The sequence below is a fragment of the Inconstantimicrobium porci genome (assembly GCF_009696465.1).
GTDB classification, from domain to species: Bacteria; Bacillota; Clostridia; order Clostridiales; family Clostridiaceae; genus Inconstantimicrobium; species Inconstantimicrobium porci.
Genome location: NZ_VULX01000003.1, coordinates 44,344 through 63,181, shown reverse-complemented (window position 1 = coordinate 63,181; position 18,838 = coordinate 44,344). Strand labels below are relative to the sequence as shown.

Below are 18,838 nucleotides of genomic sequence, written 5' to 3'. Positions count from 1 at the left end.
AAAAACCACGAGGCGAAAAATATATAAAATTATTTGCTTTCTAAGTATTCATCATATGTCATTCTCTTGTCTACGAATGAATCATGATTAACTTCGATTATTCTGTTTGCTATTGTCTGCATAAATTCATGGTCATGAGTTGCAAATAAAACATTGCTCTTGAAATCTATAAGTCCATTATTTACAGCAGTTATTGATTCAAGATCAAGGTGGTTAGTAGGCTGGTCTAAAATAAGTACATTTGCATGTGAAAGCATCATTCTAGATAACATACATCTAACCTTTTCTCCTCCTGATAAAACATTAGCTTTCTTAAGAGCCTCTTCCCCTGAGAATAACATTCTTCCAAGGAATCCTCTCAAGTAACTTTCAGTCTGATCATCAGAGTACTGACGAAGCCAATCAACAAGACTTAATTCACATCCGTTGAAGTATTCGCTATTATCCTTAGGGAAGTATGACTGAGAAGTAGTAACTCCCCACTTGAATTTTCCTGAATCTGCTTCAAGTTCTCCAACTAAAATTTTGAATAAAGTAGTAATTGAGATTTCATTTCCAACAAATGCAATCTTATCTCCCTTTTCAACTCTAAATGAAACATTATCTAGAACTTTTTCCCCATCTATAGTTTTAGTTAATCCTTCAACAGTAAGAACTTCATTTCCAACTTCTCTTTCCATACTAAACCCTACGAATGGATATTTTCTTGAAGAAGCTGGTATTTCGTCTAATGTTATTTTATCAAGTAGTTTCTTTCTTGAAGTAGCCTGCTTAGATTTTGAAGCGTTAGCTGAGAATCTTGCAATAAAGTTTTGAAGTTCTTTAATCTTTTCTTCCTTCTTCTTGTTCTGATCTTTTGCCATCTGCATTGTAAGGCTGCTTGCCTGATACCAGAAATCATAGTTACCAACATAAAGCTTAATCTTTCCAAAATCCACATCACAAATATGCGTACAAATCATATTTAGGAAGTGTCTATCATGTGATACAACTATAACTGTTCCTTCAAAATCAGCTAGGAAGTTTTCAAGCCATGCTACTGATTTAGCATCTAAGTGGTTTGTAGGTTCGTCTAGTATAAGAACTTCAGGCTTACCAAATAATGCCTGAGCCAAAAGAACTTTAACCTTTTCTCCACCTGTTAATTCTGACATCTTCTTATCCTGAAGTTCAGTACCTATTCCAAGTCCCTGTAAAAGCATTGCAGCTTCAGATTCAGCTTCCCATCCATTAAGTTCTGCAAACTCACCTTCAAGTTCAGATGCCTTTATTCCATCTTCATCTGTAAAATCAGCTTTAGCATAAAGCTCATCTTTTTCCTTCATTATCTGATATAATCTTTCATTACCCATAATAACTGTTTCAAGAACAACATTTTCATCATACTGATAGTGGTCCTGTTTTAAAACTGAAAGTCTAGCATTAGGATCTAATGAAACATCTCCAGTGTTTGGTTCTATCTGTCCTGAAAGAATCTTTAAGAAAGTTGACTTTCCTGCTCCATTAGCACCAATAACTCCATAGCAGTTTCCTGGTGTAAATTTCAAATTAACATCTTCAAATAATCTACGTGCACCGTATCTTAAACTTACATTAGTTACTGTTATCATTAATTTACTGCACTCCTCTATATAAATATTTTCTATTTAAACGCAAATGAGGCTGCTGCATAATAGATGTAATATAATAATTAAGTAACCATATCTATAGGATAATCCCTTGAAATATGTACATTTTACATCTACATTATAGCAACGGTCTCATTATTCTGTGTATATTATATCAAATTTACTCTGTAATGACTATTATTTTTCTATGGTAATTTAAAATACATATTATTCTTTACTTACAATTCCAACATTTCTCTTCTAGATGATGATTTTTCAAACATATCCTTAAGTGATTCAGCATCGTTTTCTTTTATACTTTTTTTAAGCATATCAAGCTGATTTTCAAAATTGTCAATACAATGAAGAAGATTCTTTTTATTGTGCAGAAAAAGTTCTGTCCACAGAGGTCCATTAATATTTGATATTCTTGTAAGTTCCCTGTAGCTATCTCCAATAAACTTTCCTGTATCATATTTTTCATCATCACTATTAATAAGTGCTACAGCTAATACATGCGGAAGCTGTGATGTAAAGGCAATAAGTGCATCATGCTCTACAGGAGAAATTCTCGTTACTCTTCTAAAACCAATACTGTAAGCAAGCTTTTCAATCATGCTCATTGCTTGCTCACTTGTCCTTTCAGTAGGTGTTATTATATAATTTGCTCCCTTAAAAACTTCTCCACTTGCAAAAAGTATACCTTTTTTCTCTCTTCCCGCCATTGGATGTCCAAAAACAAATTCCACATCATCTCGTAAACATTTCTCTATTTTATCAACGATACTTTCTTTTATTCCTGTAGCATCTGTTAAAACAGCACCATGTTTTAAGTATTTTTCATTATCACGTATAAAATTAATAATTGAATTTGGATACAGACTTAAAATAACCACATCACATTCATTAAGTATTTCACCACCACTAGTAAATCCTTCAATTATTATCCCCATTTCCTTTGCAGTCTTTAATGTTTCTGTATCATTATCAATACCATACACCTCTTTATATCCTGCTTCTTTTAAAGCCAGTGCATAAGATCCACCTATAACTCCTAATCCTACAATGCATATTTTCATAATAGCCCCCTAATTTTCTGCAGTTTTTACTGCTCTTTTATATTCTTTACTGCCATTAGCGCAAGTACATATCCATATATGCCAAGGCCTACAATCTGACCTGAACATGCTGCTACAGTCACAGATGTATGTCTAAACTCTTCTCTCTTATGTACATTACTTATATGTACTTCTATAACTGGCATCTCTACACTTTTTATTGCATCCATAATTGCATATGAATAATGAGTATATGCACCTGGATTGATTACTATTCCATCATAATTATTAAGATAAGCTTCCTGAATAAAGTTTATAATCTCTCCTTCAATGTTACTCTGTCTACAGTCAGCAGTAACATCGATTTTATTTGCTTCATACTTGATGTACTCTACTACATCTTTAAAGCCCTTCTTACCATAAATGTTTTTTTCCCTGATACCAAGGAAATTAAGATTGGCTCCATTTATAACCATAATCTTCAATATAATCACCTCTTCCCAAGATTCATTTCTCTTATAATATCATCTGCGCAATGCTCAGCAGAACTCTCATTTTTGATATGATAATCACAGTAAAGTTCATAAAGTTTTCTTCTCTCATTATACAACTTATAAAGATTATCTTTACCTGATTTAAGAAGAGGTCTTCCTTCTACATTTATATCATTTAAAATTGATTCTATGGGTCTGTCGATATATACAATACAGCCATTCTCTTTAAGGCAATCGATATTTTCTTTCTTCTTTATTATTCCGCCGCCACATGAAATAACTACATCCTGCAATCGGCTAACATCCTTTATAGTATCGCTTTCACATTTTCTGAAATACTCTTCTCCATAATCAAACATATCTTTAATTGACATATTATTTTTCTTTACAACGTAATCGTCTGTATCAATAAAAGTTCTGTTTAATCTTTTACTCAAAATTTTTCCAACGGTTGTTTTTCCTGCTCCCATAATTCCAATTAGAACTATATTCAATTTCTCCCCTCCATAATATCCTTAAGTTTCTTGTAAATAATCATTTCGTCCTCTTCACTGATTTCTTTACCAAGCCATATTTCTTCTGCTTTAATAGCCTGGCCAACAAGCATATACAGACCACCTATAGTCTTTAGCCCTTTTTCTCTAGCAATCCTTAAAAACTCAGTTTCAAATGGGTTAAAAATAAGATCAATAGCTATATTAAATTTTTCAATTACACTGCCATCAACGACGCTGACTCCTGCTTTAGGATACATCCCTACTGGTGTAGTATTTAATATAATATCTCCCCTTATATTTACAAGTTCATCATAATTTATAACATCATATTTCTTGAATGAATTTTTAGCTTTAACTTTATTTCTTGCTACTATTAGTATATCTTTAGGATTCTGATCAGCTACATACTGTACAACAGCCTTTGCTGCTCCTCCGTTACCTAAAACCACTACAACTTTATTTTTTAAATTCACATTGAAATTTTTAAGCATTCTTCCAAATCCATAGTAATCGGTATTATAGCCTTTAAGTACACCATCTTTATTTAATATAGTATTGATGGCGCCTATTTTCTCAGCTTCCTGTGATAATTCATCCACAGAATTTATAAGTTCCTCTTTATAAGGAATTGTCACATTGATACCTTTGATATTAAGAACTCTTAAAGCATCACCAACTTCTGAAACATTATCTTCATCAACTTCAAAAAGATTGTACACTGCATTTTCTTTTAATAATTTAAAAATTTCATTATGAATTTCTGGTGACATACTATGAGATAATTTTTCACCAACTAAACCAAAAATTTTCATATTACACCTCTAAAATAAAATATTATTTCACTTCGCATGATGCTTTATAACATCCTAGAAGTCTAAAATATGATGAACTTGTTTTTAGCTCATTAATTGCCTTATCTATAGCTTCATTATTTAGATTTCCTTCAAAATCTATATAGAAAAAGTACTCCCAGTTAGTTTCTTCTCTAGGCCTTGATTCTATCTTTAATAGGTTTATCTTATTCTCAGCAAAATATTTAAGTACACTGTAAAGGCTTCCTGATTCATGTTTTAAAGAAAATACTACAGATATCTTATTATATATATCATCATTTTGAAGCTTCTTCCCTACTATTATGAACCTTGTAGTATTATTTCTGTTATCATTTATACCTTCCTTGATAACCTTTAACCCATATATCTTAGCAGCTTCTCTACTTGCTATGGCAGCTTTATGCTTGTCATTAAGTTCTTTTACATGCTTTGCACTTGTTGCTGTATTATGATAAGGTATAAGCTTCCACGTCTTATGATTCTGCAGGAACATTGTACTTTGTTCAAATCCTTGTGTATGAGAGTATACTTCTTCTATATCAGTAATTTCAGTACCATCAATACCAATAAGATTCTGATCTATGGATATACACTGTTCACCTACAATATAAAATCCATACTTCCTAAGCAAATCATAAACACTGTTTATTGCACCTGTTGAAGAATTTTCAATTGGCAGAACTGCATACTCTATTTCGCCATTCTTTAAAGATACGAAAACATCTTCAAAATCATTATAATTCTTTGCATTTTTTTCTGTTTTAAAATATTCCAAAAGAGCCTGATGGCAAAATGAGCCTCTTACGCCTGGATAACCAATTTTCACATAATCATAAGTACTAGTATTTTGCTTGTTAATTATCTTAGCCTGATATTTTCTGCTTACAGCCATCATTGCTTCAAGAAATTCTTTTCCTTCTTCCTTAAGACTGTCATCAAGCAGCTTAACATTTTTTTCGATAACCTGGTTCTCTCTACAAGTATTAAGTATTTCAATATTATGTTGTTTTTTATATAGCCCAACCTTTGTAACAGTTTCCATTCTGTCCACAAAAAGTTTCATAATCTGCTTATCTATGTCATCTATTTTTTTTCTATATTCATCTAATCCCATAAAAAGCAATCTCCTATTCTTTAATTAAATCATAAAGAGCAATTGCAGCTACAGCTTCAATAACAGGTACAGCTCTCTGTACAATACATGGGTCATGCCTACCTACAATCTTTAATTTATCATTTTTCTTTTCCTTGATATTGATTGTATTCTGCTCCTTATATATTGATGGTGTAGGCTTTATTGCAACCCTGAAGACAATATTCATTCCATTTGTAATGCCGCCAGTAATGCCACCATTATTATTTGTATATGTTTTAACTTTATCACTATCATAGTAATACTGATCATTAGCTTTTGATCCAGTCATTTTAGTTATATCAAAACCTTTACCAAATTCAATTCCTTTTACTGCTGGTACCGAAAATACAAGATGCGAAATTGTACTTTCTACAGAATCGAAGAATGGATCTCCTATTCCACCTTCTACTCCTGTTATAATGCACTCGATAACTCCACCTACAGAATCGCAGTCTTCCTTAACCTCAAGAATTCTATTCTTCATCTTTATCATAGTCTCATCATTTAAAACTGCCATTTCTTTTGACTTCAGATTTTCAAATTTATCTTCATTGATACAGCATAAATCAATCTCATCATCATATATATTACTTATTGATTTAATATGTGAATAAACCTTTATATTTTTTTCTAAAAGCATCTGCTTAGCAATTGCACCTGCAAAAACAAGAGGTGCTGTAATCCTGCCTGAAAAATGTCCTCCGCCTCTGTAATCATTGAAACCATTATATTTTAAGTATCCGGGATAATCTCCATGACCAGGCCTCATTAATACAGCTTGTGTGCTGTAATCTCTTGATTTTTTATCTTCATTCCTGATGATTCCACATAATGGAGTTCCAGTAGTAACACCATTAAAGATTCCACTCATTACTGTGACTTTATCGCCTTCTTTTCTGGCAGTGCTTATACTATTTCTTCCTGGTGCTCTTCTGTCCATTTCCTGCTGCACCTTCTCAAAATCAATCTTAAATCCTGGTTGAAGACCGTCTATTGTTATTCCAATTCCTTCTCCATGTGATTCGCCAAATATGGATAGTTTAATTTTACTGCCCCAAAATCCACTCATCTATATTACCTCCAAGTAACATTCATTCATGCAAGATTCCTAATAATCATTTATATTACTATTATACTTATATAATTACTTAATGAAAAACTGCCTGCTTTCTTTTATAATTCTACAACTGCCTATTTTATCCAAAACAATTAAATTAAGTACATTATTTAGATTCTTTTTATCTAAAGATATTGTATCGATAATTTCTTCTTTATTATCTATTTTAACATCATAAGGAAGATCATATTTAACAAGAATATTTATTATTCTATCTGCAGTTCCCTTTTCAGTAAGACCTTTCTCTTCACTTATTTTCGTTATTTCATACATACCAATAGAAATAGCTTCTCCATGAGTGTACTTTTCAAAATTAAAATACTTTTCAATTGCATGACCAATCGTATGTCCAAAATTAAGAATCATTCTAAGTCCTGTATCTTTTTCATCTTTTTCAACGACTATTCTTTTAATATCACAGCACGTATGTATAACATCGTCTATGATCTTCATTACATCGTTTCTGCCACCTGCATTATAAAGTTTATCAAATAATTCTTTATCACCAATAAGTCCATATTTTATTACTTCCCCCATACCATCATTGAATACTCTATCTGGTAAGGTATCAAGCATTTCGCTGTCTATAATAACAAGAGATGGATGATAAAAAGCACCAACAAGATTTTTACCTTTTTCAAGATCAACTGCTACTTTACCACCAACAGAAGAATCTACCTGTGCAAGAAGCGATGTGGGAAACTGCACAAACTTAATTCCCCTTAAATATGTAGCAGCAGCAAATCCACCAAGATCTCCAATAACTCCACCGCCCATTGTTATAATAAGGTCACTTCTTGTAAGATTAAAATCGATAAACTCATTGTAAAGTGTCATCAGACTGTTAAAAGATTTAGTCTTTTCACCAGCCTTAAGTACTATTTTCCTAACATCAAATCCCTGATTCTTCAAAGATTTTTCTGTTTCACTTCCATAATATTTATCAACATTTTCATCTGTAATAAGGGCTATTTTTCTGCCATTAAAAATATTTTTTATTTCCGTTCCTATAGTATGTCTTAATCCTTTTGCTATTTTTATGTCATAACTTATATTGCCTAAATCAACATGCAGTTCTTGCATTATAATCACCCTTTGACTTACTAAATTTCTTTACCTACAGCTTTAGCAATCATTTTTAATTCCTGAACAAGGCTGTCAAATTTATCCGGCTTAATTGACTGCTGTCCATCACATAAAGCATTTGCAGGATCATTATGGACTTCTATAATAAGGCCATCAGCTCCTGCGGCTACAGCTGCCTTTGCTAATGGTTCAACAAGCCACCACTTTCCTGCTGAGTGAGAAGGATCAATAATAATTGGAAGGTGAGACAATCTCTTTATCACTGGTATTGCAGCCACATCAAGAGTATTTCTAGTGTAAGTTTCAAATGTTCTTATTCCTCTTTCACAAAGAATTACATTATCATTTCCACCAGCCATTATATATTCTGCTGACATTAGCAGTTCTTCATAAGTTGCACTTAATCCTCTCTTTAAAAGAATAGGCTTTCTAATCTTTCCCAATTCCTTTAAAAGTTCAAAGTTCTGCATGTTTCTTGCTCCAACCTGTATTACATCAACATCATTTGCGAACCTGTCAAGATAATCGGTAGACATGATTTCTGTTACAATAGGAAGTCCTGTAGCTTTTTTTGCCTTAAGAAGTAAATCTAGCCCTTCGTCCTTTAATCCCTGAAAAGAATATGGTGATGTTCTAGGTTTGAAAGCTCCACCTCTTAACATTGTAGCTCCTGATTTCTTAACTGACTTAGCTATCTCAATAATCTGTTCTTCACTTTCTACTGAGCATGGACCTGCTATTAGTCCAAAATGGCCTCCACCAATCTTGACACCATTTACATCTACTATTGTATCTTCCGGTTTAAACATTCTATTAGCCCTCTTAAAAGGCTCCTGAACATGTAAAACCCTCTCTACACAATCATTAGCTTCAAGAATTGTTGAGTCTACTTTGCTTGTATCCCCAATAAGTCCTAATACTATAAGTTTATCGCCAACTACAGTACTGACTTTCAGACCACGTTTTTCAATATTTTTTGTTATTTTTACTATTTCATCTTTTGATGTTCCTTGTTTTAAAATAACTACCATAAATAAAATTCCTCCTCTTTAATAAATAAATTTATTGAATATAATAAAAAAAGAGAACTCTATGAGTTCTCTTAAAATCCAAAATACTTAGGAAATATTGTAATAACAAAATATGTTAATAAAAACTCATTTCATAAGGTTTATTATTTATTTTTGAGTACGCAAAAAATCTAGTACAAAAGTTAAAGTACCAGCTAAAGTAATAATATTTATAAGCTTTTTCAAATAAACCCTTAAAATTCATTAACATATTTGTTCCTCCTCATATTTCATAATAACACATTATAATAATAATATATGTTTTTTTTCAATTTGTCAACATATTATTAAATTTGTTGAATTGTTTCTATTTTTCTTCTTCATAATTTATCTTTTCGTCAATAATATATAGTGGTCTTTGTTTACTTTCATCATATATTCTTGCAATATACTGCCCAATAATTCCCAAAGACAATAGCTGTACTCCGCTAAACAATGCAACTGCACAAATAAGTGATGTCCATCCTTGAACTGTGCTTCCTTTAATAATCTTTTCTACAATAGAGTATATGAATAATATTATCGAAAGGACAATTGTACATCCACCCACAAAAGATATCATCTTTAGCGGCTTTGATGAAAAACCTATAATACCATCAGATGCAAATTTCAGCATCTTCTTTAATGGATATTTAGTCTTACCAGCAAATCTTTCCTGTCTTTCATATTCTAAAGGTATCTGCTTAAATCCTACCCAACTGATCATACCTCTAATAAATCTGTTTCTTTCAGGCATGTTCTTAAATACTTCTGCCACTTTTCTATCTATAAGCCTAAAATCTCCAGTATCTTTAGGTATTTCTACATCTGACATCGCATGAAGAAATTTATAAAAATATTTAGCTGTTACAAGCTTGAATATGCTTTCACCTTTTCTCTGCTTTCTTTTTGCATAAACGACATCATAGCCCTCCTGCCATTTTGCAATCATATCAGGAATTAATTCTGGCGGATCCTGAAGATCAGCATCAATAATTACTATTGCATCTCCACTAGCTCCAAACACTCCTGCAGTCACAGCATTCTGATGTCCAAAATTTCTTGAGAAGCTGATTACTTTAACTTTTTTATCATTTAAAGCTATTCCTTTCAAAATAGGTAGCGTTTTATCTGTTGAACCATCATTAACAAATATAAGTTCATAATCTGTGTCACCTTTGCTCATTACATCTGTTAATCTATGATAACATTCATATGCAACCTCTTCTTCAAAATACATCGGAACAACTACCGATACAAGTTTCTTCAATCTAATCATCCTCCATTACATTTGCAATTTACTTTTAAATTATAGTACACCTATTTTCCAAAGTAAACAAATAAGATTTTTTATCATAAAAACTTAAGAAATGATTATAGTGCTTTATAAAATTTCAATGTATAATTGTAGTGACATAATTTTAAAAAAGGAGCTTATAAATATGATCGATATTTCTGTAAAAGAAGCTGAAGAATTGATATCTACTGAAAAAGATCTTTTGATTCTTGATGTAAGAACTCATGAAGAATATGTAGATGGCCATCTTGAAAATTCAAAGCTTATACCTCTAGGAAAACTTCCTCTTGATATAGATGAATTATACGGTTTAGAAGACACTCCTATTCTTGTATACTGTAGAAGCGGTGGAAGAAGTTATCAGGCTTCATTAATACTTGAAAATAACGGATTTCGCAAGATATATAACATGCTTGGCGGTTACACTAAATGGGAACAGCATTTAGGTAATAAATAATTTAAAATAAAAAAGTAAAACCCGGAAAACCAGGTTTTACTTTTTTATATCTTACTTTTCTATCTTAAAGCTTGGACTCTTATAATAAACTCCATCTTTCCAGTCGATATAGCATGCTTCAATAGTATCCCCACTGCTAATCTTTTTCTTATCTACTTCAAGAGTTGTTGTATTAACAAAAGTAGTATCAACTATCTTATTATTTTTTAACACTCTGCTCTGTTCTGTGAACCCAGTACCTTTAATTACTGCTTTATCACCATCAAACTGTACAGAAGTAACCTTAAGTGGTGTAAGTCCTATAGCTATATCTTTAACCTCAAATGGTTTAGATTCATCATATAAGTAATCTTTACCATAAAGGATATCGTACTCTAGTAGTTTAAAGTCTTCTTCAGATGCCTGTCCCTGTTTATACTTTCTCTGGAACTGAGCCATGGATGTTCCTTCCATACCTAAACAGTCAAATACTTTTGGAGCAAGTTCATATGCATTTATATCTTCATCCTGCTTCTTCTCACCAATATTATTCCATATAACGTATGGAGTCTGATACTTCTGAGTATCTGAAAGATTAACTTTGCTATAAACACTTAAGTTATCTCCTAATGAAGGAAGATGATCTCCATACATAAATAATACAGTAGGTTGTCCACTTTCATTAATCATGTCTATTATTGATTTAATAAACTTATCTGTCTGTTCAAGCTGATAAGCATAATTTTCTACTTGAATTTTTTCTCTTTCACTTAGTACATCAGATGTTACTCTTGGGCAATCTTCAGTAATAAGCTTATCACCATCATATGGTCCATGAGTCTGAACTGTAATTCCAAAAATAAAGTTGCCACCCTTCTGGCTGTTAAATACTTTCTTGATTGGATCAAGCATTACCTTATCTTCAGTCCATCCTCCAATTTTAGTCTTATTTGCGATAGTTTCACCACTTATAAATCTATCAAATCCAATATTTTTATAGACATCAACTCTGTTATAGAAATTTCCCCAGTGATCATGAACAGCAGTTGTAGTATAGCCGTTGTTTCTAAATACACTAGGCATAGATTCAACTGACTTAGTTCTTAGAGTCTGAACATATGGTGTATTTCCTGGACTTAAAAGCTTTGTGCTCATAGAGGTAAATACTTCAAACTCAGTATTTACTGTACCACCACCAATTACAGGCACTGTCATTTTACCCGAAGTATAGTTTTTCATTAATGCTCTAAAATTCGGAATTGGATCTCTTGAAAAAGTCACTCCTGGAAGTGTTGTTGGATCAAAAAATCCTTCTAATAAAAAACCTATAACATTAGGTTTTATCTGTGCATTATTTAAATTTGATGCTTCTACTGACTGATTCTGATCCTTGGCAGTAGTTTTTTCAATATTATTTTTTATTGATTTAACAGTTTCTTTTGAATATTCCTGTGGTTTTTCCGGTTTCAATGACAGCACAGTTTCCGCAAAAGAATATGCAAAACCATATTTAAAATATGAACCTTTCATATCCCATCTAACAGGATTTATGTTTAATACATTAAGTATTCCCTTTGATGCAACAGGGAATAAGCATAATAACACTAATGCTGCAATAACAAAATATTTGCTTTTAAATCTTTTGCTATACTTTTCTTTTTTCCACACATAAACTATTGCTGCAACTGAAATTAAAGTCAGAACTATTATTAATATAATTCTTCCCACACTCAAATATGAGCCAGCAACGTCTCCTGCTTCCTTAAGAAGGAAAAAGTCCTGAGCCATTAGTGGATCTCCTCTAAAATCAGCTTTTATACCGCTTGCACAACTTAATCCTATCCATACTATAGAATAGATTACAAATCCAAGATTTTTTCTTTTTAAAAATAAAATAAAAAAACTTAAAAATACTAATAAAAATATATTATAGATTGAAACTAACGGATTCTGAAAAATATAAGTTATTCCTTGCAAAACGCTTGCTCTTTGAAAACATTCAACTACAAGAAATAATCCAAGATATTTTGCTATCCATGTCATTGTATTTTTATGCGCTTTTAAGAAATCTAACATACGTTCCTTCATCTGCATAAATCTCTCCTTTATCTATGGTATTTTATAATAAGCTTGTCCACACTAAATATATACCTCATAACTTTTTCTATTATACGCTTTTTTATTTAAAAATTATACCCTTTTTCTAAATGAAATTATGTGAAATTCTTCATATTTAAAATATAAAAGCTGTCAGAAAATATTCCGACAGCTCTTATTGTTTTTTATTTATTTGATTTTCTTTTCTTTGAAACGATCAAAGTAATTACTCCTGCTGCTATTATGACAAGTGCAACCACAATAATTGTCGCCATATTTATCACACTTCCAGTCTTAACAAGAGCAGCATTGTTCTTGTTACCATTAGAAGTATTATTGTTATTTTGTGGATTCTTGTTGTTATCTGTTTTTGCAGGATTTTCTGGATTAACAGTAGTTCCTGGCTTCTGCTGTGTTCCTGGTTGATCAGTAGTTCCTGGGTTTCCAGGATCACCTGGTTGTTTTCCTGGATCTACTGGCTGATCAGTCTTAATGATATTTTCAATCTTATCATCAAGCAGTACAAAGTCAGTCAGCTTATCAGTTGTAAACTGAACCTCTAAATTATCTTTAACATTTATGCTTTGAATAAATGAATATTTTCCATCCTTGTCTACTGCATAAACATATAATGTTCTGCCAGCATATTTCTTATCTACTTTTGCAGTTATAACAACTTTAGTGCCAAGCTTTCCATCTTTAAGATTTGTCTTAGTCCCCATCTGCAAAGCAAGATGATTATTAACTTTCTCTACTAAAGATGAAGATGCAATCTTATCAATTACAATACATTCAAAATCATTATAACCAATACTGTCTAAAGCTTCTTTCAACGCTTTAACATCTTTAATGATAAATTTATTGTCTCCTCTTAATATTACAAAAGTAAGGTTCTTTTTGCTATTAGCAGCCTTTTCTAATACACCTTTACTTATGCTGCAATTATTATCAGAAATAACAACTTCACTGCCATCCTTAGCGTTCTCAATTTCCTCACAGATAGCCTTCTGAGACTTAGGAATAGCTCTTTCTGCGACCTTGTCTCCCTCATAAGCATCCTTTAAGCCATCGTAGTTTACTTCAATAGTCTTAACTTTATCAACTAAGATTACACCACTTAAAGATGGAATCTTAACAGTTACCTTGCCATCTTTAACTGTATAGCTTTCAGCAGAGTTTAATATATTAGTAAGTTTAGTTCCATCCTTAACACCAGGAGCACTTATAGTTACAGTAATATCTTTCTGCTGTCGATTTGCTGCAGCTAGTGCATAAGAATCATTGTCTTTTCTTGCATATGATATAACATCATCCGCAAAAGCTTTTTCAACATCTGAAACAAGTACATCACCTGTTCTTAATGAAGAATACTGACTTCTTACAGCTGCAAGTTTTGCATACCATTCTACCTGAGCTTTATCTCCTTTACCCCAGATAAATGCTCTTCTATTATCAGGATCATCACATCCTACCATTCCAGCTTCATCACCATAGTAGATAGTTGGTGCACCTACATAAGTCATCTGTAAGAAAGGTATTAATCTCATTTTCTGCTTTGCAAGATCAGTAGCTGGCTTTGCAAAATCTCTCCTGCTCTTCTGATATCCATCAAGAGCAGATAAAACTCTCTGAGTATCATGTGAACCTACAAGATTCATCATAGCTTCAAGAGCTTCTCTTGGATACTGCTCTCTCATCTTTTCAAGTTCATTCATAGAATCCTTTGCAGAAACTGTAGTAACATTATCATCTGTAGTTCCTTTTACGTAATTAATAACAGCTCCTCTGAATCTGTAGTTCATAACTGAATCATACATATCACCAAGGATATAATGAGTTGCATCTTCCCATATTTCACCGATAACTGCGTTATCGCCTTCACTCTTTACAGCTTTTCTAAATGCTCTCCATGTTTCGTCAGAAACTTCGTTGGCAACATCTAGTCTCCATCCATTTGACCCATTTCTAAGATATTTTCTTGAAACAGCATCTTTGCCATCAATAACTTCATCAGCCCATGTTTTAACATTATATTCTGAACCGTTTAAAGCCTGAATAACTGGCATAGAATCAAACCCCCACCAGCCTTCATAAGTGTAATGCTGATCTTTCACTGGTATAGGCTTCTTATCTGCATCTACAGTAGGTTTATCATTATTAATAATAAACCAGTCTTTGTAATGAAGGTCTGTAATGCCTGCTTTCTTTAAATCTGCAGTAACCTGCTTTTCTGCCTCCTGCTGATTTAATCCTTTTTCATTCATCAAATCATATACTCTAGACCAGTACTGATAAGCTCCAAGTGGCTTTCCTTTAGCCATGAACTTGCCATATCTGTCAAAGTATACCGAATCATCTGATACATGGTTATATACTCCATCAAGAATTATATGCATGCCATTTGCTTTTGCAATTTTGGCAAGACTTACAAAATCGTCCATTGTTCCAAGTAAAGGATCTACTTTGTTATAATCAGAAGTATCATATCTATGGCTTGAAATAGACTGTCCAATAGGATTTAAATAAAGAATAGTAACACCTAAAGATTTTAGATATTGAACTTTCTTTTCAATTCCTTTTAAGTCACCGCCATAAACATCATTTGACCATACTGAAGTATCTCCTACATTTGCGTTTTCTGGATACTTAAATCCATCTTTTAGCTTTAATTCAGGATCTTTAGGAAGTGAATACCAGTCCTTAACAAATTCATATTCAGAATTTCCTCTTGAATATGTCTGAAGATAATCATTTGTTGTATCTCCATTAAAGAACCTGTCAGGATAAATCTGATACATAACTCCATTCTTTAGCCAGTCTGGAGTCTTAAAGTCTTTTGTATGAATGTTAAATTCATAATTCTTTACTTCACCGATATTTCCTGCTGTACCTTTTCCAAAATATCCGTCATCATCACCATAAGCTTTTACATCTGAGCCATTGCTTACTACAAAATAATATTTGTAAGTACCTATAGCTGCTGGTGTATAATTTAATGTCCACTTATCAGTTCCATCACTGAAAGTACCGTTTTTAGTCATATTTTTTACAGTAACACCATTGCTGCCACAAATAATCATCTTAGCTTCAGTAATCATATCCTTTTTTGTACTCAAATTAAAAGTGATTTTTTCACCTTCAGCAGTTGATCCATAAGGTTTCTTATAATCTTCTACTCTTGAATTATACATTATACCAGTTGTATCAATCTTTATATCTGATGCATCATTATAGCATAATTCAGTTGTTGGATCTAAATAAAATGTTACTATTTTATCCTTATTTACCTTTACAGAATCAACCTTTACAGTCTTGGTATCATCTTTATCTTTTATAATAAGCGATAAATTATTGTAAGTGCCTGCCTTTAAGCTTATACTTCCTGAATAAATACCATTAAGCTTTTCATCTGTAATCTTAGTTAATTCTTTTTCACCATCTTTTAAAGTTATATCCAGTACCTTATAAGTAACGCTGTTTACAACCTTATGAGAATCATCATTATATAAAAATGTTACATCCTGTTTTTTAGGATTAACAAAAGGTATATTGTCACCATGATCTACTCCATTTAATCCATAATTTTCAGGATCCCAGCTGTGATTAACTGCAATCTTATATTCATATGATCCAGCTGCTACATTCTTTAGAACCAATTTATAGTTTCCGTTTCCTGTATAAGTGAATAACATCTTGTCGTCTTTAGGATCCCATGATGCACTTGAACCTACTGCTGTTTCAATAGATCCTGGAAGAGTAATTATTCTTCCCTTATACTCTGGAAAATCAATTGTTGAATTGCCATCTTTATCTGTTGTTGAATTAAATGGATCCACTGTCCATTTTCCATCAACTATAAACTTATATGATAAAGTTTGTGCTTTATCTCCTACTCTTAATGTTTTTGACCATACGCCTTCAGCATCTTTTGTCATCAACTGTTTTCCGTCTCCCCAGCTTGTCATATTTCCTGCCAGGTAAACTTCTTTAGCATCAAGAGCCTTATACTTAAATGTAACAGTTCCGTTGCCATTAATTACTGGTCCAGTTACAACTTCAGGCTTTTTAGCTAATCCTAAAGCAAGGTTAACATCATCAGCATTGTTAACAGAGTCGTAAACCTTTCCATCTTTAACATCAGCTATAAATACTACATTAGTATCTTTAGCAATCTTAAGTTTTGCATTATCTCCTGGGTATGAAACTTTCCAAGCATGATTTAAACATATCTTGTACTCATACTCACCAGTTTTTAAATACATTGTATAAAGGAACTTTGTTGCATCAATCTTATGCATATCAAAATCTGTATTAGTCTCTTTCCAGTTAATAGCTTCATCTCCTCTTACAGTTCCTATAAGTGAGGCTTCATTAACTATTTCAGGAGTTTGTATACTGTCTGTTACATTACCTGTAAGATAATCACCAATAAATGTTATCTTCTTAGTTCCTTTTGGAATTTTTACACTGACATCCTGTCCTGGAATTTCACCATTACCCCATGCACCATTAAAGGCAATCTTATAACTTAAATCATACTCATTAGCCTGTGCATCTTCTTTGATGTCAAAAGTCTTTGCGTATATTCCACCGCCAAGATAATCCAGCTTAAAATTATCATCTTCTGGTTTCCACGCCTGGCCTTTATCAAGCAAATTATCTATATTACCAGTAACAATTGCCTTCTGCTTAAAGCTTTCTGGATTGTTTACTGAATCGTAGACTTTTTTGTTTTTAAGGTCTAATCTAAAATATACTTTTGTATCTTCTTTTAATTCTAATGCTGTTTTGTCATTTTTAACATTTTCACCACAATAACTTTCATCCCAAGTACCATTCATCGCAATCTTATATTCATAAGATCCCTTCTTAAGACTGAAAGCTTTTTCATAAATACCATTTTTGTATTCTGTAAGCTGATTATTATAGTTTGCTGGATCCCAGTTCTTTCCGAGATTATTACTTTCCATACAATCACCTACTAATACTGCTACAGCATTAGATGATACAGCTGACTGTTCTTCTGCCTTTACTGATGCAGGTATAAAAACGCCATTAAATAATGTAAAGCAGAACAAAATCAGTGTAAGCCATGTTAGTCTTTTGACTTTTCTCTCTTTCATTCATAAATCCCCCTTAAGTTTAGAAAACGTTTCCATGATTGCTTTGTTATTATTTCCATATAAAATTATACTACTTTCATTTTCTATTTTCCATATATTTTAAATTTATTTTTTAATTTGTTCACCTTAATTTTTAGCTTCATGTTTATATTATAAATTAATCATTAAACCAAGATTAATTTTTTAAATTGTAATTTTCCACAAAATAGAAAATCTCGATAAACTAAAATTTTTATCGAGATACTTTACTTCAATTTATTAATTTTATTCTAATATATATTTTTTCAACTGAGCCATATCTTCTGCAATATAATCAGCACCTTCTTTTACTAGCTCTTCTTTGCTTCTGAATCCCCATAGCACTCCTACCGATTTAACTTCAGAATTTCTTGCTGTTATTATATCAACATTTGAATCGCCTACATATAAACATTCGCTTTTCTTTAAGCCTAGCATCTTAATAACTTCATTTACACTATAAGCATCAGGTTTAGTCGGGCAGCCAGGCCTATGTCCAAATACCACTTCAAATCTATCTCCAAGGAAATCCTTGACTATCTTTGTTGTAAATTCATGAGGCTTATTTGAAACTACAGCTGTTTTAATGCCCCTAGTTCTAATTTCATCTATAAGCTCTATAGCACCTTCATATGGTTTTGTATTATCAAACATATGAGCACCATAATATTCATCAAATAACTCTAATAACCTGTTTATATTTTCTTCAGTTCTAAGTTCACTTGATATCATTCTCTCTATAAGTTTATATCTGCCATCACCGACAAAAGTTTTATATTGTTCAACTTCATGCACCGGAAATCCGCATTTTTCAAGACCATAGTTACATGCTGCTGCAAGATCACCTATAGAATTTATAAGCGTTCCATCTAAATCAAAAATTACTCCTTTATACATCTTTATCTCTCCAGTCATACTTATTCTAAGATATATTATACAGTAACTCATATATAAATCAAAATAGATTATAACTATGAGAGCAGAGATTAGA

General features: G+C 32.1%; 14 protein-coding genes. 1 reads left to right on the top strand and 13 read right to left on the bottom strand.

Going from position 1 to position 18,838, the window contains the following annotated elements:
- Positions 1 to 29 precede the first annotated feature (29 nt).
- The 10 genes from FYJ33_RS03865 to FYJ33_RS03820 form a co-directional block, all read right to left on the bottom strand.
- Positions 30 to 1,610, bottom strand: a complete 1,581-nt coding sequence (locus tag FYJ33_RS03865) for an ABC-F family ATP-binding cassette domain-containing protein (protein WP_154530453.1) — start codon at positions 1,608 to 1,610, stop codon at positions 30 to 32.
- A 236-nt stretch (positions 1,611 to 1,846) separates the two neighbouring features.
- Complete coding sequence (locus FYJ33_RS03860) at positions 1,847 to 2,686, bottom strand: prephenate dehydrogenase (protein ID WP_154530452.1); 840 nt, start codon at positions 2,684 to 2,686, stop codon at positions 1,847 to 1,849.
- A 26-nt stretch (positions 2,687 to 2,712) separates the two neighbouring features.
- The gene (gene aroQ, locus FYJ33_RS03855) at positions 2,713 to 3,150 is read right to left on the bottom strand and encodes a type II 3-dehydroquinate dehydratase (RefSeq protein ID WP_154530451.1); all 438 of its coding nucleotides are present in this window, start codon (positions 3,148 to 3,150) and stop codon (positions 2,713 to 2,715) included.
- A gap of 5 nt (positions 3,151 to 3,155) precedes the next feature.
- A complete protein-coding gene (locus FYJ33_RS03850) occupies positions 3,156 to 3,653 on the bottom strand; it encodes a shikimate kinase (RefSeq protein ID WP_235900765.1) in 498 nt (165 codons plus the stop codon).
- On the bottom strand, positions 3,650 to 4,468 hold the full coding sequence (gene aroE, locus FYJ33_RS03845) for a shikimate dehydrogenase (RefSeq protein WP_154530450.1): 819 nt from the start codon (positions 4,466 to 4,468) through the stop codon (positions 3,650 to 3,652). Before aroE ends, FYJ33_RS03850 begins: the two co-directional genes overlap by 4 nt.
- A 22-nt stretch (positions 4,469 to 4,490) precedes the next feature.
- Positions 4,491 to 5,603: a prephenate dehydratase gene (gene pheA, locus FYJ33_RS03840; RefSeq protein WP_154530449.1), complete on the bottom strand. Its 1,113-nt coding sequence runs from the start codon at positions 5,601 to 5,603 to the stop codon at positions 4,491 to 4,493.
- A 13-nt stretch (positions 5,604 to 5,616) separates the two neighbouring features.
- On the bottom strand, positions 5,617 to 6,693 hold the full coding sequence (gene aroC, locus FYJ33_RS03835; RefSeq protein ID WP_154530448.1) for a chorismate synthase: 1,077 nt from the start codon (positions 6,691 to 6,693) through the stop codon (positions 5,617 to 5,619).
- 75 nt (positions 6,694 to 6,768) lie between these two features.
- Positions 6,769 to 7,824: a 3-dehydroquinate synthase gene (gene aroB, locus FYJ33_RS03830; protein ID WP_154530447.1), complete on the bottom strand. Its 1,056-nt coding sequence runs from the start codon at positions 7,822 to 7,824 to the stop codon at positions 6,769 to 6,771.
- A 20-nt stretch (positions 7,825 to 7,844) separates the two neighbouring features.
- A complete protein-coding gene (aroF, locus tag FYJ33_RS03825) occupies positions 7,845 to 8,858 on the bottom strand; it encodes a 3-deoxy-7-phosphoheptulonate synthase (protein WP_154530446.1) in 1,014 nt (337 codons plus the stop codon).
- A 346-nt stretch (positions 8,859 to 9,204) separates the two neighbouring features.
- Positions 9,205 to 10,155, bottom strand: a complete 951-nt coding sequence (locus FYJ33_RS03820) for a glycosyltransferase family 2 protein (RefSeq protein WP_206046605.1) — start codon at positions 10,153 to 10,155, stop codon at positions 9,205 to 9,207.
- 163 nt (positions 10,156 to 10,318) lie between these two features.
- Between FYJ33_RS03820 and FYJ33_RS03815 the strand changes: the two genes are divergently transcribed.
- On the top strand, positions 10,319 to 10,630 hold the full coding sequence (locus tag FYJ33_RS03815; RefSeq protein WP_154530444.1) for a rhodanese-like domain-containing protein: 312 nt from the start codon (positions 10,319 to 10,321) through the stop codon (positions 10,628 to 10,630).
- Positions 10,631 to 10,681: 51 nt separating this feature from the next.
- On the opposite strand, the gene FYJ33_RS03810 is transcribed toward FYJ33_RS03815, so the two are convergent.
- From FYJ33_RS03810 to FYJ33_RS03800, 3 genes are all read right to left on the bottom strand, one after another.
- Positions 10,682 to 12,703, bottom strand: coding sequence for an LTA synthase family protein (locus FYJ33_RS03810; protein WP_154530443.1), 2,022 nt, complete (start codon positions 12,701 to 12,703; stop codon positions 10,682 to 10,684).
- 188 nt (positions 12,704 to 12,891) lie between these two features.
- A complete protein-coding gene (locus tag FYJ33_RS03805) occupies positions 12,892 to 17,829 on the bottom strand; it encodes a pullulanase X25 domain-containing protein (RefSeq protein WP_154530442.1) in 4,938 nt (1,645 codons plus the stop codon).
- Between the two features lie 264 nt (positions 17,830 to 18,093).
- The gene (locus FYJ33_RS03800) at positions 18,094 to 18,744 is read right to left on the bottom strand and encodes an HAD family hydrolase (RefSeq protein ID WP_154530441.1); all 651 of its coding nucleotides are present in this window, start codon (positions 18,742 to 18,744) and stop codon (positions 18,094 to 18,096) included.
- Positions 18,745 to 18,838 lie beyond the last annotated feature (94 nt).